The sequence below is a fragment of the Comamonas sp. genome, assembly GCF_036666375.1.
Taxonomy (GTDB): domain Bacteria; phylum Pseudomonadota; class Gammaproteobacteria; order Burkholderiales; family Burkholderiaceae_C; genus Comamonas.
The window spans coordinates 1-20,625 of record NZ_JAVWWA010000098.1; the positions used below are offsets into that span (position 1 = coordinate 1).

22 protein-coding genes are annotated in these 20,625 nt (G+C 66.7%); 9 read left to right on the forward strand and 13 right to left on the reverse strand.

Annotated features, from left to right (window positions below; all coding sequences use genetic code 11):
* The 4 genes from RR928_RS19510 to RR928_RS19525 all read right to left on the reverse strand — a co-directional run.
* A partial coding sequence (locus tag RR928_RS19510) for an AAA family ATPase (RefSeq protein WP_332683843.1) occupies positions 1-205 on the reverse strand: 205 nt, incomplete at its 3' end.
* A 59-nt stretch (positions 206-264) separates the two neighbouring features.
* On the reverse strand, positions 265-597 hold the full coding sequence (locus tag RR928_RS19515; RefSeq protein ID WP_332535788.1) for a YnfA family protein: 333 nt from the start codon (positions 595-597) through the stop codon (positions 265-267).
* Positions 598-626: 29 nt separating this feature from the next.
* The gene (locus tag RR928_RS19520) at positions 627-3,131 is read right to left on the reverse strand and encodes a putative bifunctional diguanylate cyclase/phosphodiesterase (protein ID WP_332683847.1); all 2,505 of its coding nucleotides are present in this window, start codon (positions 3,129-3,131) and stop codon (positions 627-629) included.
* 199 nt (positions 3,132-3,330) lie between these two features.
* Positions 3,331-4,014, reverse strand: a complete 684-nt coding sequence (locus RR928_RS19525) for an ABC transporter ATP-binding protein (RefSeq protein ID WP_332535791.1) — start codon at positions 4,012-4,014, stop codon at positions 3,331-3,333.
* A 20-nt stretch (positions 4,015-4,034) separates the two neighbouring features.
* Between RR928_RS19525 and RR928_RS19530 the strand changes: the two genes are divergently transcribed.
* Entirely contained in the window at positions 4,035-4,697 is a 663-nt protein-coding gene (locus tag RR928_RS19530; protein WP_442881592.1) for an arylesterase, read from the forward strand.
* 16 nt (positions 4,698-4,713) lie between these two features.
* On the opposite strand, the gene RR928_RS19535 is transcribed toward RR928_RS19530, so the two are convergent.
* The 4 genes from RR928_RS19535 to RR928_RS19550 all read right to left on the reverse strand — a co-directional run bounded on the left by RR928_RS19535 (position 4,714) and on the right by RR928_RS19550 (position 7,714).
* Positions 4,714-4,905 carry a hypothetical protein gene (locus RR928_RS19535; RefSeq protein ID WP_332535792.1) on the reverse strand — a complete coding sequence of 64 codons (192 nt, stop codon included), beginning with the start codon at positions 4,903-4,905 and terminating at the stop codon, positions 4,714-4,716.
* A gap of 56 nt (positions 4,906-4,961) precedes the next feature.
* Entirely contained in the window at positions 4,962-5,762 is an 801-nt protein-coding gene (locus tag RR928_RS19540) for a DUF2189 domain-containing protein (RefSeq protein WP_332535794.1), read from the reverse strand.
* Between the two features lie 118 nt (positions 5,763-5,880).
* Complete coding sequence (locus RR928_RS19545; protein ID WP_332535796.1) at positions 5,881-7,110, reverse strand: PLP-dependent transferase; 1,230 nt, start codon at positions 7,108-7,110, stop codon at positions 5,881-5,883.
* Positions 7,111-7,240: 130 nt separating this feature from the next.
* Positions 7,241-7,714, reverse strand: coding sequence for a BON domain-containing protein (locus RR928_RS19550; RefSeq protein WP_332535797.1), 474 nt, complete (start codon positions 7,712-7,714; stop codon positions 7,241-7,243).
* A gap of 146 nt (positions 7,715-7,860) precedes the next feature.
* On the opposite strand from RR928_RS19550, the gene RR928_RS19555 reads away from it, so the two are divergent.
* Genes RR928_RS19555 through RR928_RS19570 form a run of 4 tightly spaced genes read left to right on the forward strand, consistent with a single transcriptional unit; the run spans position 7,861 to position 12,034 of the window.
* Positions 7,861-9,549 carry a SulP family inorganic anion transporter gene (locus RR928_RS19555; protein WP_332535798.1) on the forward strand — a complete coding sequence of 563 codons (1,689 nt, stop codon included), beginning with the start codon at positions 7,861-7,863 and terminating at the stop codon, positions 9,547-9,549.
* 29 nt (positions 9,550-9,578) lie between these two features.
* Positions 9,579-10,370, forward strand: a complete 792-nt coding sequence (locus tag RR928_RS19560) for a GGDEF domain-containing protein (protein WP_332535819.1) — start codon at positions 9,579-9,581, stop codon at positions 10,368-10,370.
* Positions 10,371-10,380: 10 nt separating this feature from the next.
* Positions 10,381-11,229: a MinD/ParA family protein gene (locus RR928_RS19565; protein WP_442881454.1), complete on the forward strand. Its 849-nt coding sequence runs from the start codon at positions 10,381-10,383 to the stop codon at positions 11,227-11,229.
* A gap of 43 nt (positions 11,230-11,272) precedes the next feature.
* Positions 11,273-12,034, forward strand: coding sequence for a sulfurtransferase (locus RR928_RS19570; protein ID WP_332535823.1), 762 nt, complete (start codon positions 11,273-11,275; stop codon positions 12,032-12,034).
* A 99-nt stretch (positions 12,035-12,133) separates the two neighbouring features.
* Here the strand turns inward: RR928_RS19570 and RR928_RS19575 are convergent, their stop codons facing one another.
* Positions 12,134-12,481, reverse strand: coding sequence for a DoxX family protein (locus RR928_RS19575; protein ID WP_332683852.1), 348 nt, complete (start codon positions 12,479-12,481; stop codon positions 12,134-12,136).
* 249 nt (positions 12,482-12,730) lie between these two features.
* On the opposite strand from RR928_RS19575, the gene RR928_RS19580 reads away from it, so the two are divergent.
* From RR928_RS19580 to trmB, 4 genes are all read left to right on the forward strand, one after another.
* Positions 12,731-13,669 (forward strand): LysR family transcriptional regulator, encoded by a 939-nt coding sequence (locus tag RR928_RS19580; protein WP_332535802.1) that lies wholly within the window; start codon positions 12,731-12,733, stop codon positions 13,667-13,669.
* Positions 13,670-13,764: 95 nt separating this feature from the next.
* Positions 13,765-14,883, forward strand: coding sequence for an NAD(P)/FAD-dependent oxidoreductase (locus RR928_RS19585; RefSeq protein WP_332535804.1), 1,119 nt, complete (start codon positions 13,765-13,767; stop codon positions 14,881-14,883).
* A complete protein-coding gene (gene gluQRS / locus RR928_RS19590; protein WP_332535806.1) occupies positions 14,880-15,848 on the forward strand; it encodes a tRNA glutamyl-Q(34) synthetase GluQRS in 969 nt (322 codons plus the stop codon). Before RR928_RS19585 ends, gluQRS begins: the two co-directional genes overlap by 4 nt.
* Positions 15,845-16,597 (forward strand): tRNA (guanosine(46)-N7)-methyltransferase TrmB, encoded by a 753-nt coding sequence (trmB, locus tag RR928_RS19595; protein WP_442881455.1) that lies wholly within the window; start codon positions 15,845-15,847, stop codon positions 16,595-16,597. Before gluQRS ends, trmB begins: the two co-directional genes overlap by 4 nt.
* Positions 16,598-16,637: 40 nt before the next feature.
* Here trmB and RR928_RS19600 read toward each other — a convergent pair whose 3' ends face one another.
* From RR928_RS19600 to RR928_RS19615, 4 genes are all read right to left on the reverse strand, one after another.
* On the reverse strand, positions 16,638-17,756 hold the full coding sequence (locus RR928_RS19600) for an NADH:flavin oxidoreductase/NADH oxidase (RefSeq protein WP_332683857.1): 1,119 nt from the start codon (positions 17,754-17,756) through the stop codon (positions 16,638-16,640).
* Positions 17,757-17,917: 161 nt separating this feature from the next.
* Complete coding sequence (locus tag RR928_RS19605; protein ID WP_332535810.1) at positions 17,918-18,829, reverse strand: LysR family transcriptional regulator; 912 nt, start codon at positions 18,827-18,829, stop codon at positions 17,918-17,920.
* An 85-nt stretch (positions 18,830-18,914) separates the two neighbouring features.
* Entirely contained in the window at positions 18,915-20,261 is a 1,347-nt protein-coding gene (locus RR928_RS19610) for a GntP family permease (protein ID WP_332683860.1), read from the reverse strand.
* Between the two features lie 75 nt (positions 20,262-20,336).
* Positions 20,337-20,625, reverse strand: a 289-nt coding sequence (locus tag RR928_RS19615; protein WP_332683862.1) for a DHHA1 domain-containing protein, incomplete at its 5' end; no start/stop codon positions are given.

The following is a 20,625-nucleotide window of genomic DNA, read 5'->3' on the forward strand; positions in this document are numbered from 1 at the left end:
TGCCGTTGAAGATCACGTCCTGCATGGACTCGCCGCGCAGCTCGCTGGCCTTGCTTTCGCCCAGCACCCAGCGCACCGCATCCATGATGTTCGATTTGCCGCAGCCGTTCGGGCCGACCACGCCGACCAGTTGCCCGGGCAGCAGGAAATTGGTGGGTTCGGCAAATGACTTGAAGCCGGAAAGCTTGATCGAATTAAGGCGCACGGGCGTCTAGCAACATCTTCGTGGAACAGGCCCGCATGATACCGCGCGCGCCCGGCGATTCAGCCCGCGCGCGGCGCGAAGGCGATGATCGCCATGCCGGCCAGCGCCACGGCCGCGCCCGCCAGGTCCCAGCGCGTGGGCTGAATGCCGTCGACCAGCCACAGCCAGACCAGCGCCGCGGCCACGTAGACGCCGCCATAGGCCGCATAGACGCGGCCCGAAGCCTCGGGATGCAGGGTCAGCAGCCAGACAAACACCGCCAGGCTCGCGGCCGCGGGCAGCAGCAGCCAGGCGCTGTGGCCCTGGCGCAGCCACAGCCACGGCAGATAGCAGCCGACGATCTCGGCGACGGCGGTGGCGGCGAAAAGGAAGAAGGTCTTGATTTCAGGCACGCCGCAGTATGCCAGCGCTGCCCGGCTTCTCAGCCGGGCTGCACAGGGATCACGGCAGGTACGGCCTGCTGCGCGGGCCAGGTGCGCACCAGCGCCTCGAACTTGGCCATGGGCACGGGCGGGCTCAACAGATAGCCCTGCCAGGCATGGCAGCCATGATCGTGCAGGAACAGCCGCTGGGCCTCGGTCTCCACGCCTTCGGCAATGACGCGCAGGCCCAGGCTGGTGCCCAGCGCGACAATCGTCTTGGCAATGGCCGCGTCGTTCGGATCGGTGAGTACGTCGCGCACGAAACTCTGGTCGATCTTGAGCTGGTCCAGCGGCAGGCGCTTGAGATAGGCCAGCGACGAGTAGCCGGTGCCGAAGTCATCGAGCGAGAAGCCAACGCCATGCTGCTTGAGCTGCACCATCTTGTCGATGGTGTCGTCGATGTCGGTCAGCAGCAGGCCTTCGGTGAGCTCAAGCTTGAGGCGCGAGGGCGGCGCGCCGTTGATCGCCAGCGCCGCGAGCACCTGGTCGACGAACTGCGCCTGGTAGAACTGGCGCGGGCTGACATTGACCGCCACCACCAGAGACTCCATCGCCGGATCGCGCGACCATTGCGCGAGCTGGGCGCAGGCGGTGTTGAGCACCCATTCGCCCAGCGGCACGATCAGGCCGCTTTCCTCGGCGAGCGGAATGAAGTTCGCGGGAGAAATGAAACCTTGTCCCGGATGGCGCCAGCGCAGCAGGCCTTCGGCACCTATGATGCGTCCGTCCTCGACCTGGGGCTGGTAGAACAGCTCGAATTGCTGCTGCGCCAAGCCGGTGCGCAGGTCCTGCTCCAGCGTCGCGCGCTCGCGCACCGCCTGCTGCATGCGCGGGTCGAAAAACTGCAGCGTGTCGCGGCCGGCCTTCTTCGCCTGGTACATGGCCAGATCGGCGCGGCGCAGCAGCTCGTCGACGGTGTCGCTCAGGCCCTGGAAGATCGTCGCGCCCATGCTCACAGTGGCATGGCATTCCTCGCCGTCGTCGAGCACATAGGGCTGGCGCAAGGCCTGCAAGATGGCGTGGCCGACTTCCTGGGCCATGGCCGCGGCCTGCACCGGGTCCTCGCCCAGGTCTTCGAGCACCACGACGAATTCATCGCCGCCCTGGCGCCCCACGGTATGCGTGACATCGACGGTCTCGCGCAGCCGTGTCGCGACCTGGCGCAGCAGCGCATCGCCCTGGTCGTGGCCGCGGGTTTCGTTCAAAGTCTTGAAGTTGTCGACGTCGAGCATCAGCAGCGCGCCCGAGCGCTGGCGGCGCGCGCCCGCGCCCAGCGCCTGCTGCAGCCGGTCGAGCAGCAGCCGCCGATTGGGCAGCTGGGTCAGCAAATCATAGAACGCGAGGTAGCGTATCTCTTCCTCGGCGGCCTTGCGCTGGCTCAGATCCTCGAGCGTGATCAGGTACTGGCCGTCCATCGCCACGCCGCCGATTTCCACGGTGCGCATCGTGCCGTCGCGGCACACGATGTGGTATTCGGAGTGCACGATGTTGCCGTCGAGCGCGCGCGCGCGCGCCTTGGCCGTGCGCAGCTGCTCGCAGGCCTTGGCGCGCTGCACAGGATCGGGATAGGCCAGGCCCCACCACTCGTCGACCGTCACCGCGTCCTGCTCGGTATAGCCACAGGTGAACACGAAGCGGTCGTTGCGGTAGACGATCTCATCGGCATCGTTGACGATGGCCAGGCCCACGGGCAGGCGCTGCAGCACCGCGCGCAGGCGCTCCTCGTTCTCGCGGTGGTGCTGCTCCAAGCGGCGGCGCTCGGTCACGTCCTGCACCACGCCCAGGTTGAGCAGCCGGCCGCGCACGCCCCGGCCTATGGCCGACGCGGTTTCCTCGACCCAGATGATGGAGGCGTTGCTGCGCAGCAGCCGCAGTTCCACCTGGTATTCCTGTATCTCGCCGCGCCCCAGTCGCTGCATCAGCGACAAATGCTGGGCACGGTCGCCGGGATGGATGAACTCTCCGAACTTGCGGTCCTGCAAGGCTTCGATGGGCAGCCCCAGAATGCTGGCGTAACGCTCGTTGACCTGCTCGAACGCGCCGGTCTCGGCATCGAGCTGGACCACACCGACCGCGGCCTGGTTGAACAGCGCCTGGATGCGCTGGTCGCTGTGGCGCGCGGTCGCCAGCGCTCGTTCCTGCGCCCAGATCCGGCGGCGCCGGCGCATGCGCCAGACGGTCGCGACGCCGAGCAGCAAAGACGTCAGCCCGCCGCCCAGAATCACCACCCAGGGCAACAGATGACGCACGGGCGTAGCCGCAGTCCGCAGCACCACGGGATCCTTGGGGGCGGACGCGGCCGCAGGAGGCGCGGCTCGCAGATCCGGCGCCCTGGTCGACAGCCCCACGCCCTGCGTGATCACGCTCAGCGCCCCCGCATCATGCGGCGCACGCATCAAGGCAATTCCCAGCCAGGCACTCAGTGACGCTCCCAAGACGAACACCGCCAATCCCGGCACAAAAATGCGGTGCTTTTTCGACAGGCCTGGAAGGTGAAGGGTCATGGGGACATAAGCGCGCCGCGGAAATTCCGAGGGCTCACAACGTCAAACGATTAGAAAAGCTATGAATCCGATAGCTTGTTGAGCATAGCTGTTTTTTGCCCGGCTCCAAGTCAGACACAGCGGTTTTGCATGTCGATGTTACATACTTCGCAACGGCCCCACGCATTGCCATGCCTACCCTGCCCCGCGCCAGCCCGAATTACGCCAGCAGCCGCCCGGCCTCGACGGTCAGGCATCGGTCGCAGCGCGCGGCGATGGCACGGTCATGTGTGACCAGCACCAGCGTGGTGCCGCGTTCACGGTTCAGATCGAACATCAGCTGCATGATGGTTTCGCCGGTCGCAAAGTCGAGGCTGCCCGTGGGCTCATCAGCGAGCAGCACGGCCGGCTGCACGACAAAGGCGCGCGCCAGCGCCACGCGCTGCTGCTCGCCGCCCGACAGCAGCCGCGGGTAATGACCCTGGCGCTGGCCCAGCCCCACGCGCTCGAGCATCTCCCTGGCGAGCTGGCGCGCCTGGCCATGGCCCGCAAGTTCCAGCGGCAGCATCACGTTTTCGAGCGCCGTCAGGTTGCCCAGCAGCTGGAAGCTCTGGAACACGAAGCCGAGCTTTTGCGCACGCAGCGCCGCGCGGTCATCCTCGTTCAACGCGAACAGATCCTGGCCTTCGAGGCGGACCGTACCCGAGGTCGGGGTATCGAGGCCTGCCAGAATCGACAGCAGCGTGCTCTTCCCGGAGCCCGACGCGCCCACGATGGCCACACTCTCGGCGCGCGCGAAGCTCGCATGAATATCCCGCAGAATGTCGAGTGACCCCGTGGAATCCGTGACCGACTTGGAAAGATGTTCGATTTCGAGCAGAGGGGGTACAAGAGGTGCGGGCATATCAAACTGAAATGGATACCATGAAATTGAAACCATCCGACCGCACGCGACGCCGGCTTCTGGCGGCAGTGGCCGCCATGGCATGCGGCATGTCCAGCGCGGCGCCGTCAGCGTCCGCCCCACAGGCCCCGGTGGTGCTGGTGGTGGGCGATTCGCTGAGCGCCGAATATGGCCTGGCCCGCGGCCAGGGCTGGGTGGCACTGCTGCAGGAAAGACTAGCGAAAAGCATGCCGCAAGCGCGTGTGATCAATGCAAGTGTCAGCGGCGACACCACCGCAGGCGGCCGTGCCCGGCTGGCCAGCCTGCTCAAGCAGCATGCGCCGACGGTGGTGGTGATCGAGCTGGGCGGCAACGATGCGCTGCGCGGGCTGCCGCTTCAGGGAACGCGCGACAACCTGCAGGCCATGACGCGCGCCAGCCAGGCGGCCGGCGCCAAGGTGCTGCTGCTGGGAATGCAGGTGCCGCCCAACTATGGCAGCGCCTACGGCCGCGATTTCGCCGCGGTCTTCCCCGAGGTTGCCAAGCAGAACAAGGCGGCCTGGTTGCCGTTCCTGCTCGCAGGCATTGCCGACGCACCCGACGCGAGCAGCTGGTTCCAGGCCGACCGCATCCATCCCACAGCCAAGGCGCATCCGCGCATGCTGGAGAATGTCTGGCCGCTGCTGCAGCCCTTGCTGCGCTGAGCGCGGGCTGCGCGTATCAGTTGCCAGCGCTGGGCGCCGGCACATCGGCGGCAGGCGCAGGATCATTGCCGGGAGCGACATAGGTCGCGCCCGAATGCTCGGGCACATCGCTCTTGCGTTGTTCCTTGGCGCGCTCTTTATCCTGCTTCTTTTGCTTTTTGGCGAGCTCGCGTTGCCGTTTTTCGTATCCGTAGTTGGGTGTTGCCAATGTTCTCTTTCGTTGATTTGAAGCTGCGCCTACTGTACCAGCCATCGGGCTCGGGTTCAGCCTTGGGTCGGCGCCGAGAGGACCGGAGCCACCGCATGTCGGTAGGCATGCCAGCTCGCGCAGCCCAGCAATGGCCCTACCAGCACCAGGCCCGCACCCCAGGTCCACCAGAGACTTGAGCCCACCAGCAGCGTGATCAGCAGGCCCCACAGCAGCAGCACGCCCGGATGGCCCGCGGCCACGCGCACGCTGGTAATGCAGGCCGTGAGCGCATCGGTGTCGCGGTCGAGAATCATGGGCAGCGCCACCACCATGCTGGCAAAGGCGATCGCCGCGAATGCCCCTCCCACCAGCAGGTACACGGCCAGAAACTCCCAGTTTTCGAAATTGAACACGGCCTGGACCACGCCTGCGCTGGTGGGCATGCCGGTGTTGAAGAACACCGCGAACACCACCATGGACGCACGGCCCCACAGCAACTCGAGCACGACCAGCACCAACACCAGCATCGCCATGCTGGGAATGTGCGTATCCCAGGCGGTGATCGAAGACCCGAGCGCAGGCCGCTGCCCGGCCTCCAGGCGCCGGCTCGCGTCATACAGCCCCATCGCCAGAAACGGGCCCAGCAGCAGACAACCGCTGGCCAGCGACATCACATATTCAGGACGCGAGCGGAACAGCCAGCCTATGAGCAGCGCCATGGCCCAGAAGCAGCTGCCATAGAACAAGGCAATGCCGGGCACGGCGCGCAGGTCGCGCCAGCCCAGCGCAAGCCAGCGAAAAGGGTCGCCCCAGCGCAAGGGCCTGAGCTCGACCTCCGAAGCCGCTGCAGGAACCGGTACCGGTGAAATTTCCATGGCGATGCCTCCTCCAGCATGCGCGCCCGGCCCGGCGGGCAAAGGCGCTTGCTGGCACCACCTTAGCGCGGCCGCCTGCGCCTGCCATCCAGACAATCACCAAGAAGGCCATCGCCACTCAGCCGAAGGCCTTGGCCAGCGCCTGCGCCAGATCGGCGCGCAAGTCCTCGACCGCCTCGAGACCGATATTGAAACGCACCACGGTGCCCGGCTGCAGCTGCGTCACGGACCGCTGGCGCATGGTTTCGATCTCGTAGGGCACGACCAGACTGGTCGGGCCGCCCCAACTGTAGCCCAGCTTGAAAAGCCGCAGGCTGTCGCACAGGACATCGACCTGGTCCTGGGTGTAGCGCGGATCAATGACCACGCTGAACAAGCCCGCGGCCGCGCCCTGGCCGGCGTTGGCCGCGCCGCAGAGCCTGGCCCAATGCGCATGGCCAGGCGAGCCGGGCAGCGCCGGATGCAGAACCTGGACGACCGCGGGCTGCTGCTGCAGCCAGCGCGCGAGTTCGCGCGCGCTCAGGTCGTGGGCGCGGTAACGCAGCGCAATGCTGGGCAGCGAGCGCAACACCGTTTCGCTGTCATTGCCCGACACGCCCAAGCCCAGCCGCATGTGCGTGAGCTTGAGGCGCAGGTGCAAGGCCTGGTTGACGGTCATCACGCTGCCCATCAGCACGTCGCCGCCGCCGCTGGGGTACTTGGTCAGCGCCTGCACCGACACGTCGACGCCCAACCGGTGGCTGCCGTCGCCGTCAAGATCGAAAGGCTTGAACGCCAGGCCCGCGCCCCAGGTGTTGTCGAGCGCCGAAATCACGCCGCGCTCGCGGCACAGCGCGACCATCGCGGCAAGGTCGGCAAACTCCATGCTCACCGAACCCGGCACCTCGATCCACACCAGGCGCGTGCGCTCGGAGATGCGCGCGGCCAGATCCGCAAGATCCATGGGGTCGTAGTATTGGTGCGTGATGCCCCATTGCACCAGCTCCGCCTCTGCCAGCGACTTGTTCGGTCCATAGGCGTTGTCGGGAATCAGCACTTCGTCACCCGCCTTGAGCAGCGACAGCGACACGCAGCCTATCGCCGCCAATCCGCTGGGCACCAGCAGGCACTGCCTGCCGCCTTCGAGCGTGCACAGGCGCTCCTCGAGCAGGTAGGTCGTCGGCGTGCCGTGCAGGCCATAGGTGTAGCTGCTCTTGTCCAGCCAGCGACGCTCGCGCATCGCCGCGACGTTGGGAAACACCACCGTCGAGGCCTTGTGCACGGCGGGCAGCAAGGACACGAAATCGGCCGGTGGCTGATAGGCATGGTGGACCAGTTCGGTCGTCAGATCGTAGGCGGCTTGTTTCATGGGCCAATGGTAGCGCCCCGCAGCCTCCTGCCGGACGCAAGAACGCCACCGGCTCAGCGGTGGCGTCCAGGGGCAGGGCCCGAATGCACGAGAACCGGGACAGGGCCTGGCCGTGTCCACGTCCCCGGAGTTACTTGGGCTGGATGGTCAGCATGTTGTTCACCGCCACCACGCCCTTGACGCCCTTGGCAATCTCTTCGGCACGCGCCTTCGCGGAATCGCTGGGCGCCGTGCCGTTGAGCGTGACCGCGCCGCCCTTGGTGTCGACGTTGATCTGCAGCGCGCTCAGTTCGGAGTCCTTGACCAGCGCGGCCTTGATTTCAGCCGTGGTGGCGGCATCGCCTACTGCGTCCATGGCATTGCCGGCAGCGTTGGTCGTGGCGTCGCCCATCTTGGCAGCACCTTCCTCGATGCGCGCACCTGCGTTCTTGGCCGCCTCCTCGGCACGCTTTTGCGCGTCGCCAGCGGCTTGTTCGGTGCGGGAGACCGCGGAGTCCAGCTGCTGGCCTGCGGTCTTGTCCTCGTTCTTGCCGCAGGCGGCCAGACCCAGTGCCAGAGCGCTGACCGCGAGAATCGAAAGAATGCGTTGACGTGGCTGAATCATGTTGATTTCCCCTTGTGGCAGGACATCTCCTGCGTGTTGTTCGTGAGGAAAATGTAACGCCGCGGCGCAGCGGCCACCGTGGGAGGAAGCCGACGCCCGCGTAGGACAGCCGCCCTACCCTGCACCAGCCATCGCGCTGCAGCACAATGCTGCCCATGCCTCATCTTGCTCGCTGGTTTCCGTTTCTCGCCTGGCCCCGTCCCACCTCTTCCCTGCTGCTTGGAGAATTCTGGGCCGGCATGACTGTCGGTCTGATGCTGCTGCCCCAGGGCGTGGCCTATGCCGCGCTCGCGGGAATGCCGCTGGTGACCGGCATCTATGCGTCGCTGATTCCCGCGCTGATTGCCGTGCTCTGGAGTGCGTCGCCGCGCCTGGGCGTGGGGCCGACCGCGCTGACCAGTTTGCTCATCGGCGCATCGCTGCTGGGAATGGCCGAGCCGGGCAGCGCCCACTGGGTCAATCTCGCGGTCTGGATCGCGCTGCTGTCGGGACTGCTGCAATGCGCACTCGGCGCGCTGCGCGCGGGCTGGCTGCTCAACCTCGTGACCTCGCCGGTGCTCAACGGCTTCACCCAGGCCGCGGGCATTCTGATCCTGGCGTCCCAGTTGCCTGCGCTGCTGGGCTTGCGCACCACCTGGAATGCATTTTTCTACAGCCCTTCGCTGCACCATTTCGATCTGCGCGCCGCAGCCATAGGCCTGATCAGCGTGGCGCTGCTGCTGGTGCTCAAGCGCTGGCGCGCGGGCTTCCCCGCAGCCATGGTCGTTGCCGGCCTGGCCGGCGTGCTCAGCTGGGCCATGGGCTTCGCCGACAGCGGCGGCGATGTCGTCGGCACGCTGCCTGCAGGGCTGCCGTCGCTGCACTGGCCCCAATGGCTGGAAGCCAGCGAGTTTGCGGCGCTGATCATGCCGGTATTGGTGATTTCGCTGGTGAGCTTTCTCGAAACCGCGTCCAGCGCCCAGGCCGAGCACCAGAACGCGGGCACGCGCTGGAACGAGAACCAGGATCTGCTGGCCCAGGGCATGGCCAAGATCAGCGCCGGTCTGTGCGGCAGTTTCGCGACCAGCGCCTCGTTTTCGCGCTCGGCCGTGAATCTCATGGCCGGCGCGCGCACCGGCTGGGCCACGGTGTTTGCCATCGCCTTCGTGTTCATCGTGCTGCTGTGGCTCACGCCGGCGCTCTACCATGTGCCGCAGTCGGCGCTGGCGGCCATCGTCGTCACGGCCGTTCTGAACCTCATCAAGCCGCAGACCATGTTCCGCCTGTGGCGCATTTCGCGCACCGAAGCCTGCATAGGCCTGGCCACCTGCGCGCTCACGCTGGCCACGGCGCCGCGGCTGTACTGGGGCGTGCTTGCCGGCATCGTCATGGGCCTGTGCCACTTCCTCTACCAGCGCCTGCACCCACGCATCATCGAGGCCGGCCTGCACGGCGACGGCAGCCTGCGCGACCGCCACCTCTGGCAACTGCCCTCGCTGGCCCAGGGCGTGCTGGTGCTGCGCATGGATGCCGAGCTCGATTTCGCGTCGGCGCGCGCGCTCGAGCAGCGCATCGTCGATCACCTGGGCGCGCACCCGGAACTGCTGCATCTGTGCCTGCTGGCCCAGCCCATCAACCGCATCGACATTACGGGAATCGAGACTTTCAAGCGAATCCGTGGTCTGCTGTGCCTGCGTGGTGGCACACTGCACGTCAGTGGACTCAAACTTCCGGTGGAAAATAGCCTGCGACGCGCTGGTGCGCTCGAGCCCGGCACCGACCTGGCCCTGTACCGCACCGACGCCGATGCGTTGGCGGCGTTGCAAAACCTTCGTGCCACGCAGACAACGGGCTGATACACTCTCGTAACACTGATTTGCAATTTGTGACCGGTTCCGCGACCTATCAATCTGTCTTCTTGCGCGATCTGCGCTTGTCTACGGCCCACAGCCTGGTAACCCAGTCTGGTGCGCCGGGTCTGGTGCTGCCCAACGAGACTCCCACCCGCTACCTTCAGGCAGTGATCGACGGTCTGTGCGACCTCTCACTGCGCGATCCACTGACGGGCCTGGCCAACCGCCGCCATTTCCGCTCCGTACTCGAGCGCGAAATCGACCGCATGGCGCGCTCGGGTGAAGCGGCACTCCTGCTGATGCTCGACATCGACCATTTCAAGAAGATCAACGACACCCACGGTCATATCGTGGGCGACATGGTGCTGCAATCCGTGGCCCGCACTTTGCTCGGCTGCGTACGCCCCATGGACACCCTGGCGCGCTATGGCGGCGAGGAATTCGCCATCGTGCTGCCCTCGTGCCAGTCGGCTTTCGGCAGCTCGATTGCCGAGCGCATCCGCGAAGCGGTCGAGTCCACCATCATTCGCGTCTCGCCGGCCCTGGACCTGAGCGTCTCCGTGAGCATAGGCGGCGCGTATGCGCTGCAATGGATCCGCAGCACCACACAACTGTGGATAGAACGCGCGGACAATCAGCTCTATCAGGCAAAATCCGCTGGCCGAAACCGTATCTGCATCGAAGAGCAACCCGACAGCACCGTGAGTGCAGAAGAAAAAAGCATGTTGTTTGGCTCCCTGCCCATGAATCTTCATCCGAATGAAGCAGATCAATCGAACGTGATCCGTGCCAACCCCACGGACGCGCCGGATGCAGGCCGTTGAAAGCAGAGCGATGAGCGACGCCGTGCTGCCCTCCCACCCCGCCATTCCCACGACCACTCCGATGGGCGAAGCGGTGCGCACGCGCCCGCAGCATCGGGCCAAGATCATTGCCGTCACCAGCGGCAAGGGCGGGGTCGGCAAGACTTTCGTCTCCGCCAACCTGGCCGCCGCGCTCACGCGCCACGGTCTCAAGGTGCTGGTGCTCGACGCCGACCTGGGCCTGGCCAATCTCGACGTGGTGCTGAACCTCTATCCCAAGATCACGCTGCACGACGTATTCACCGGCAAGGCCGCGCTCGAAGACGCACTGCTCGCAGGCCCGGGCGGTTTCTCGGTGCTGCTCGCGGGTTCGGGCATGGTCGAATACTCGCACCTCACGCCCGACATCCGCGCCAAGTTCCTCGAAGTCGTCGAGACCATGGCGCCGCGCTTCGACGTGGTGCTGCTCGATACCGGCGCAGGCATCTCTGACGTTGTGCTGTTCTCCGTCTCCATGGCCGACGAAGTGATGATTGTCGCCACGCCCGAGCCGACTTCGCTGACCGATGCCTATGCGGCGATCAAGGTGCTTGCGACCCAGCAAAAGCGCCAGCATATGCGCCTGATCATCAACCAGGCGGTACGCGCCGGCGATGGCCGCGCAATCACGGGCCAGCTGCAGCAGGTGCTCAACCGTTTCGTCACCACGGCCGAAGGCCAGCCGCTGCGGCTGATCCACATGGGCGACATTCCTGCCGACCCGGCGGTGCGCGACTCGGTGATGCGCCGGCAATTGCTGCTGCAAGCCACTCCGGGCTGCGCGGCCGCGCTGTCGGTCGCACAATTGGCCAACAAGATAAAATCGATGCTGGTGGCCTGACACAGGCCGCGCCATTGCACCGGCCTGTATCGGGCCCATGACCGTGAACGACATTCTCAATATTTCCTGCTACAAGTTCGTGGCACTCCCCGACGCGCCCGCGCTGCGCGAGACCTTGCTGGAACGCGCGCTCGCCGCCGAACTCAAGGGCACCATCCTGCTGGCCGAAGAAGGCATCAATTTCTTTCTCGCCGGCCCGGCTGCGCAAGTGCATGGCTTCGTCGATGCGCTGCGCGCCGATGAACGTTTCGCTGATCTGGCGCCCAAGGAAAGCTGGTCCGGCGACGTGCCGTTTCGCAAGATGCTGGTCAAGGTCAAGCGCGAGATCATCCGCATGGACCACCCGGCCATCAAGCCCGCCCATGGGCGCGCGCCATCCGTGAGCCCGGCGCGGCTGCGCCAGTGGCTGGAGCAAGGCCATGACGACGCCGGCCGGCCCGTGGTCACGCTCGACACGCGCAACGACTTCGAAGTCGATGCGGGCGCGTTTGAATCGGCGATCGACTGGCGCATCGCCAAGTTCACCGAATTCCCCGCCGCGCTGCAGTCGCACCAGGCCGAGCTCGAAGGCAAGACCGTGGTCAGCTATTGCACCGGCGGAATACGCTGCGAGAAGGCCGCGATCCTGATGCGCGAGCAGGGCCTGGAGCATGTCTATCAGCTCGAAGGCGGCATCCTGAAATACTTCGAGGAAACCGACGGCGCGCATTACCGCGGCGGCTGCTTCGTGTTCGATGAACGCCGCGTGCTCGACCCGGGGCTCGACACCGTGCCGGCCAGCGAGCTGCCGCCTTCGGCGGGCTGAGCGCCGGCGGCCAGGGCCGCTTCAGCGCACGACCGGCGCCAGCGGTCGGCGCGCGTCAACGCTCATCGCGCCCGCGCCAAATGCCGCGAACGCGAACAGTCAGCCCGCCACCGCGATGTTCTTGTAGAACAGCAACTGCTGCATTCCCGCCTGCTCCGCCGGCAAGGCCCAGAACTTGTGAAAGAAGAAGCTCGCGACCAGCGTGAACAGCGCCAGCGCGAGCGCCGCCCAGCGCGTCTGCCAGCCCAGCAGCAAGGCCAGGCCGCCGACGATTTCCACCAGCAGCGCCAGCGCCACCGCGACCTGCGGCACGGGAACTCCCGCGGACGCGGTATAGGCCACGGTGCCGGCAAAGCCCGTGAGCTTGCCCACACCCGCGGGAATGAACAGCAGGGCCAGCAGGATACGGCCCAAGAGGGCCAGCGGATTTTGCAGCGAAGTCCACATAGAGATACCTCCGAGAACACTGCGTCGAAGCGGAGGATTCCGCTGCGTGGCGCGGGATCGGACACCAGCGGTCGCCCGTGTCGGATGGACCTCATTGTCACCAGACGTTGCGGCCGCGCTTGTCAGCTTTGTTCCACTGATCCACCGCCTGCCGCACGCGGCAATCTGCGGCATAGCCGCGCCGAACACTGCGCTGGTGCAGCCAAATTGATGGCATCATTCAAATCCTTTGAACAGCCACGCCTTTCCATGTCCAGCCCCCGCGACGCACTGACTCCCGACAGCCTGGCGATGCTGCAGGTGATTGCCGATACCGGCAGCTTTGCCGCCGCCGCGCGTTCGCTGGGCCTGGTGCCCAGCGCGCTGACCTATCGCGTGCGCCACATCGAGGATGCGCTCGATGTGCTGCTGTTCGATCGGCGCTCGCGCCAGGCCCAGCCCACCGAAGCCGGCCTGGCGCTGCTGCGCGAAGGCGCGCGCCTGCTGCAGGACATCGACAGCGTTGCCCACCGCGTGCGCCGCGTGGCCACGGGCTGGGAACCCCAGCTGACGATAGTCACCGACGGCGCGCTGGCGCGCGGCCCGCTGTTCGATCTCGTCGAAGCGTTCTATGCGCTCGCGCCGCCCACGCGGCTCAAGCTGCGCGAAGGCATCCTGAGCGGAACGCTCGAAGTGCTGAGTTCGGGGCGCGCCGACCTGGCCATAGGCGTGGCCGTCAACGCGAGCAATGTCGCGGGCATACAGCTGCAGGAACTCGGCGAGCTGGTCTTCTGTCTGGCCGTCGCCCCCCACCATGCGCTCGCCCAGCTGCCCGAGCCCATCAGCGACGACACGCTGCTGCAGCACCGCGTGGTGGCCGTGGCCGACTCCGCGCTGCGCGACACCACCAGCGTAGGCGTGCTCGATGGCCAGCAGGTGCTGACCGTGGACAGCATGGGCGCCAAAGTGGACGCCATGCTGCGCGGCCTGGGCTACGGCTTCCTGCCCCAGGGCATGCTGCACGAACACGCGGCCAGCGGACGGCTGGTGGTGCGCTCCGTGGTGCGTCCGGCGCGCACGCTGCGCGCCCATTACGCCTGGACCACTTCGGGCCATGCGAGCCCCGGTCGCGCGCTCCAGTGGTGGCTCGAAAAGCTGTCGCATCCGACCACGCGCGCCGCATTGCTGGAAAACCATCACGTGCTTTGAGCCCTGCGCACCCCCGCGAAGGGTGTAGAGTCAGTCCACGGTGGAGGCTCAGCGAGACCGCAGAATTCGCCTCCCTGTTTTCCGAAAGGCTTGACATGACTGCTCCGCGCACGCTTCGCACCCCTGCCCCCGCACCCACTGCCGCGCAGCACCCGCGCCGCGCCCGCCACCGACCCCAAGTCATCGCCGTGATCGGCGCGGGCATCGCGGGCCTGGCCTGCGCGCGCACGCTGGTGCAGGCCGGCCACCAGGTCAAGGTCTTCGAACAGGGCGCCGATGTCGGCGGCCGCATGGCGGTGCATTCCACATCGCACGGCAGCTTCGACTCCGGTGCGCAATATTTCACCGTGCGCGATGCGCGCTTCGAACAGGTGCTGGCGCTGGACCCTAAGCTGTGCCGCCCCTGGAGCGCAACCACCATCCGCGTGCTCGACAGCGCCGGGCGCGTGGCCACGGCCGTGCCGCCGCCGCGCGAATCGCACTGGGTCGCCACACCCCACATGCAAAGCCTGCCCGCGGCCTGGGCCAAACCGCTGGTCGATGCCGGGCGCGTGCTCACGCAATGCCGCGTCACCGCGCTCGAGCGCGACCGGCTCGACCCCACGCGCTGGCAGCTGCAGACCGAAAATTCGCTTGATTCGACCGAGCAGACCGTGCACGCGGGCTTCGACACCGTGCTGCTGGCCCTGCCTGCGCCGCTGGCGCGCGCGCTGCTCGAACCCACGGGCCTGGCCGACCTGCATTGCCAGACGCTCAGCGAAATCGACATCGCACCCTGCTGGACGCTGCACCTGACTTTCGCCCAGGCGCAACAGCCGGGCCTGACCACGCTGGGCCCCCATTGGAACGCCGCGCGCAGCACCCACCACCGCATTGCCTGGCTCGCGCGCGAATCGTCCAAGCCCGGGCGCGCGACGACCGAGCGCTGGACCGTGCAGGCCAGCCCCGCCTGGTCGCAGGAACACCGCAACGACGACGGCCCGCGCATCCAGGCCAAGTTGCAGAAGGCCTTTGCCGAAATCACGGGCATACACGCCACGCCCAGCCATGTCAGCAGCCGCTTCTGGCCGCATGCCCAGACCGTGAGCACGCTGGGCCATCCTTTCCTCTGGAACGACAAGACCCACCTGGGCGTCTGCGGAGACTGGTGCCTGGGTGCACGCGTCGAGGATGCCTTCGTGTCCGGCCTGGAGCTTGCGTTGAAAGTGGCATGACCGGGACTTCTTCGTCTTATGTCGGGCGCTTTGCGCCCTCTCCCACGGGCCCGCTGCATGCGGGCTCGCTGGTTGCTGCACTGGGCAGCTGGCTGGACGCACGCGCCCACAACGGGCGCTGGCTGGTGCGCATCGAGGACATAGACCCGCCGCGCTGCATGCCCGGTGCCGACGAATTGATACTGCAGCAACTCGCCGCCTGCGGCCTGCTGCCCGACGCACCGCCGGTCTGGCAATCCCGGCGCGGCGACCATTACGCCCAGGCCTTGCAGCAATTGCTCGACCGGCAGCTCGCCTATGCCTGCGCCTGCACGCGCCGCGACATCGCGCTCGCCTGGGAGCAGTCGGGCCTGGAGCGCGAGCGGCATGTGGAGCGTCCCTACCCCGGCACCTGCCGCGCAGGCCTGAACGGCCGGCCCGCGCGCGCCTGGCGCTTTGCGACCGACAAACAGGCGCGCCTGGCGCTGGCGTTCCACGGCCAGTGCGCGCCCACCTGGAACGCCGCAGACGGCCGCCTGCTGTGGCAGGACCGCCGACTCGGCGCGCAGTCTCAGGACCTCATTCAAAGTGTCGGCGATTTCGTGCTGCGCCGCGCCGATGGCCTGTGGGCCTACCAGCTGGCCGTGGTCGTCGATGACGGCCTGCAGCAGGTAAGCCATGTCGTGCGCGGCGAAGACCTGACCGACAACACACCGCGCCAGATGCTGCTGCAGCAGGCGCTGGGCCTGCCCACGCCCGCTTATCTGCACATGCCGCTGGTGCGCCGCGCCGATGGCGAAAAGCTCTCCAAGCAGCATGGGGCGCGCTCCATCGACGTGTCCACACGCGAAGCCTGCAGCGCCGCTCTGGCCGCCGCCGCTGCCGCGCTGGGCCTGCCCGTGGCCGATTGCACCCACAAATCCCTGGCCGATGCACTGGCCCTGTGGGTGCAGGCCTGGCGAGCTAACTACAATCACGCCCTGTGACTGAACACCAAACCAATGCGGCCGCTCCCGGCCCCGACGCCCCCCAAGACGCTACGCCCGGCATCGCTCCCGCCGGCGTGGCTTATCCCAAAACCATCAAAAGCTATGTGCTGCGCGCAGGACGTACCACGACCGGCCAGGCCAAGGCCTTCGCCGAAGTCGGCCCGCAGTTCCTGCTGAACTACCAGGCCGCGCCGCTGGACGCCGCCGCTGCCTACGGCCGCTCGGCGCCGCTGATCCTGGAGATCGGCTTCGGCATGGGCGAGGCCACGGCGCATATCGCGCGCGTGCGCCCCGACGACAACTTCCTGTGCTGCGAAGTGCACGAACCCGGCGTGGGCGCGCTGCTCAAGCGCATCAGCGAGCAGGACATCAAGAACATCCGCATCCTGCGGCATGACGCCGTCGAAGTGATAGACAACATGCTGCCCGAAGCCAGCATCGACGGCGTGCACATCTTCTTTCCCGATCCCTGGCACAAGAAGAAGCACAACAAGCGCCGCCTGGTGCAGTCGCCGCTGATCGCCAAGCTGGCGTCGCGCCTCAAGCCCGGCGGCTACCTGCACTGCGCGACCGACTGGGAGCCCTATGCCGTGCAGATGCTCGAAGTGCTGTCGGCCGAGCCCACGCTGGCCAACACCGCCGAAGGCTACGCGCCCCAGCCCGACTACCGCCCGCTGACCAAGTTCGAGAACCGCGGCATCAAGCTGGGCCACGGCGTCTGGGACCTGGTGTTCCGCAAGGTCTGAGACAGCCCGCAAGCGGCATGCGCCGCCCGGGCCGCAGCCGTCACTGAACGGCTTTTTTTCCCGCGCCGCGGTAGCGCTCGAGCCAATGCGCGTATTGCGCGGGCAGCGTCCAGTCGGGGCGCGGCTGCTGCAGCGCCTGGGCCAGCACATACGGATAGTGGGGGTTGGCCAGCATCGCGCGGCCAATCATCACCAGCGACATCTGCTGCTCGGCGACCGCGCGCTCGGCGACCTGCGGGTCGTCTATGCCCCAGCTCGAAGCGACCGGCAGGCCGGCTTCGCGGCTCACGCGCTGGGCGATGGGCGCGAGAAACGCGGGCGTGCCCCAGGGAATCTGCACGTCGGGGATCACGAAGTTGACGCTGACGTTGAGCAGGTCCAGTCCGCCGGCACGCATTTTCTTGACCAGCTCGATCGATTCAGACAGCGTCTGCTCATCCTGGCCGTCGTACTCGATCACACCGAAACGCGCCGTGAGCGGCAGGTTCTGCGGCCAGACCTCGCGCACCGCGGCCAGCGTCTCGAGCAGGAAGCGTGCGCGGTTGTCGAAGCTGCCGCCGTAGGCATCGGTGCGCTGGTTCGAATGCGCGGAAAAGAAGCTTTGCGCAAGATAGCCATGGGCGAAATGCAGCTCGAGCCACTGGAAGCCCGCGTCGCGCGCGCGGCGTGCGGCCGCCACGAAATCGGCCTTGACGCGCACGATGTCGGCCAGCGTCATTTCCGTGGGCACGCGCGGCAGGCCGCCACCGAAGGCAATCGCCGAAGGCGCGATCGGCTGCCAGGCGCGCGCGTCATCCGCGGGGATATGGTCGTCGCCTTCCCAGGGCCGGTTGGCGCTGGCCTTGCGGCCCGCATGGCCGATCTGTATGCCGGGCACGGCACCCGCGGCCTTGACCGAGGCGGCGATGCGCGCCAGGCCTTCGGCCTGGGCGTCATTCCACAGCCCGGTACAGCCCGGCGTGATTCGGCCTTCGGGCGAAACGGCCGTGGCTTCCACAATCACCAGACCCGCGCCGCCGCGCGCGATCGACGTGTAATGGGCCTGGTGCCAATCGGTGGTGAAGCCGTCGACGGCGCTGTACTGGCACATCGGCGGCACGGCGATGCGGTTGCGCAGCGTGACGTCCTTGAGGGTGAACGGAGAGAACAATGCGGACATGCTGATTTTCTTCTGGACTGAAAGGGAAATGGGGCGGCGCGAACGGCCGCAAGCCCAGGCATTCGACACGGCGAATGCTGTGGACCCATAGGCACAAATTGCGCCGCTGCTGAAATAAATCAAATGCTATAAATTTATGATTCGCATCAGCGCAATCGATATCAGCCCGGTTGCGTTTCGGCGCAGGACCTGACCAGCAGTTCGCGCAGCCAGCGGTGCGCGGGGTCGCTGTGGGTGCGCGCATGCCAGACCGCGGTGTTGGTGAATCCGGGAACGTCGAGCGGCGGCTCGGACACCATCAGTCCGTCCTGGCCCGCGACCAGCCGGCTCGGCAGGATGGCGACCATGTCGCTGGCGCGCAGGATGTCGGGCAGGATCAGGAAGGACTTGACTGACACGGTCACATTGCGCCGCTTGCCCAACTTCTCCAGCGCTTCGTCGGTCACGCCGTAAAAACCGCCGCCCTCGTAGGAGCCCAGCGCATGGTCGAGCGCGCAGAACTGCTCCAGCGTGAGCCTGCGCCCGGTCGCCGCGGGGTGGCCTTGGCGCAGCACGCAGACATAGCGCTCGTGGTACAGCACGCGCGCATGCAGATCGGGCGGCGTGTTCTCGGGGCTCAGCAAGGCCAGGCTGATCTGGCCGCGCTCGAGCTGGGTCTGCACCTGCCCGTTCCTCAGCGGCACCAGCGCCACGCGCATGTGCGGCGCCAACGGCTTGAGCACGGCCAGAAAAGGCACGGCAATCGCGCGCAGCGCGTAGTCGGTCGCGGCAATGGTGAAGGTCAGGCGCGCGGTCGAGGGATCGAACACCGGCGGCTGCAGCAGCGCGTCTATGCCCGCAAGCACCTGCTTGATGGACGGCGCAAGGTCCAGCGCGCGCTGGGTAGGCACCATGCCGCGCTGGGCGCGCGCGAACAGCGGGTCGCCAAAACTTTCGCGCAGCCGCGTGAGCATGCCGCTCATCGCCGGCTGGGTCAGCCCCAGGCGCGCCGCGGCGCGGGTCACATTGCACTCGTCCAGCAAGGCGTCCAGCGCCTTGAGCAGGTTGAGGTCCATGCTCCTGATATCTTTCATTCTTATTGCCGACCCGATACAAACCAGCCTGGTTTATATCTCAACCGCACAAGCAACGAAGATGGCCAGGAGAAAATGCAGGTCTTCAGCCAAACACGCTGGCCAGCAGCACCAACGCCAGCGAAGCGAGCGAGGCCATCGACGTCACCATGGTCAGCGTCTTGAGCGCACCCTTGGTCGACAGGCCCATGAGCCCCTTGAACATCCAGAAGAAGTTGCTGTTGACCTGCACGGCAAACAGCGAACCCGAGGCAATCGCGAAGCCTATGATCACCGGCGAGACCGCGATCTGCGATGCCACCGGGCCGATGATGCTGGCCGCGGTCAGCGCCGCGACCGACACCGAGCCAATGGCCACATGCAACACGGCGGCGATGAACCAGGCCAGCACGATGCTCAGCAGCACCGGACCTCCTGCATCGGCCGAAAACAGCTTGCCCAGCTCGGCGCCCATGCCCGAGGCCGTGATGATCGCGCCCAGCGAGCCGCCTACCCCGGTGATCAGCAGGATTTCTCCGCTGGTCTTGAAGCCGTCGGTCAAGGCCTCGCTGGTGCGCTCCACGCCTATCCAGCGCCGCGCCATCAAGTAAGCCCCCAGCAGGCCGACGAACAAGGCCAGGTTGGCATTGCCTATGAAGCTGATCACTTCGTTGGAGACGCCCGCGAGCTTGGCGAAGGCGCCAAAGGCAATCATCAACAGCGGCACGACGATGGGCGCCGAAGCCAGCAGCAGGCCCGGACCTTCACCGGATGCCGGCGCCTGCGCATCGCTGGCCTCGGTTTCCAGCATGGCATCGCTCGCGTCCTCGTCAGTCTCGGGCTTCCAGTAGTTGGTGCGCAGCAGCAGGCTGAACAGCAAGGTGGTCAGCAGCGCCGTGGCCAGGCCTATGCACAGTCCGCCGATCAGCCACGCGCCCAGGCTCACGTTCATCTGCCCGGCGATCAGGATCACGGCCAGGCCGGGAACGACAAACACATAGCCCGAAAAGATGCCCGTGCCTATCGCGCCCGCGAGCAGCGGCAGGCCGTTGCGCCCGAGCAGCGGCGCCGCGGAGCGCGCCACGGGCGCGCCCAACACCACCTGCACATCGACATAGATGGAGGGGAAGATGGTCGACATCGCGCCTGCCATGGCATACGGCAGGCGCCTGGCGCCCACGGCCGCGACCAGCGCCTGCACCATGCGCCCGAACGCGCCGGTCGCATGCAGCAGCGAGCCTATGACCACGCCGAAGCCGATCAGCAGGCCCACCTTGCCCATGATTTCGCCAAAGCCGGTGGTGATCTCGGTCAGCGTGCCGGCAAAGCCCACGCCGCTGGCCAGGCCCAGATAGAGCGAGCCCAGCACCAGGGAGATGACCGGTTCCACGCGCAGCCAGATGATCAGGCCGATGACCAGCGCAATGGCCACGACGGTGTGCAGAACGACCATGCCGTCTCCTTCGGAAATCAGGTTGCTGTTCTCAGACCGGGTGCGCCGCGCAAGGCGCACCCATGGAGATTACGCTCAAAGGCGTTCAGTCACCCAGGCCTGGACCGAAGCCAGCGCCGCAGGCAGTGCCGCGGCATCGGTGCCGCCGGCCATCGCCATGTCGGGCTTGCCGCCGCCCTTGCCGCCGACCTGCAGCGCCACATGGTTGACCAGCTCGCCGGCCTTGAGCTTGCCTATGCAATCCTTGGTCACGCCCGCGGCCAGCTGCACCTTGTCGCCGTCGACCGCTGCCAGCACGATCACCGCGCTGCCCAGCTTGTCCTTGAGCTTGTCCATGGTGTCGCGCAGGGTCTTCGCATCGGCG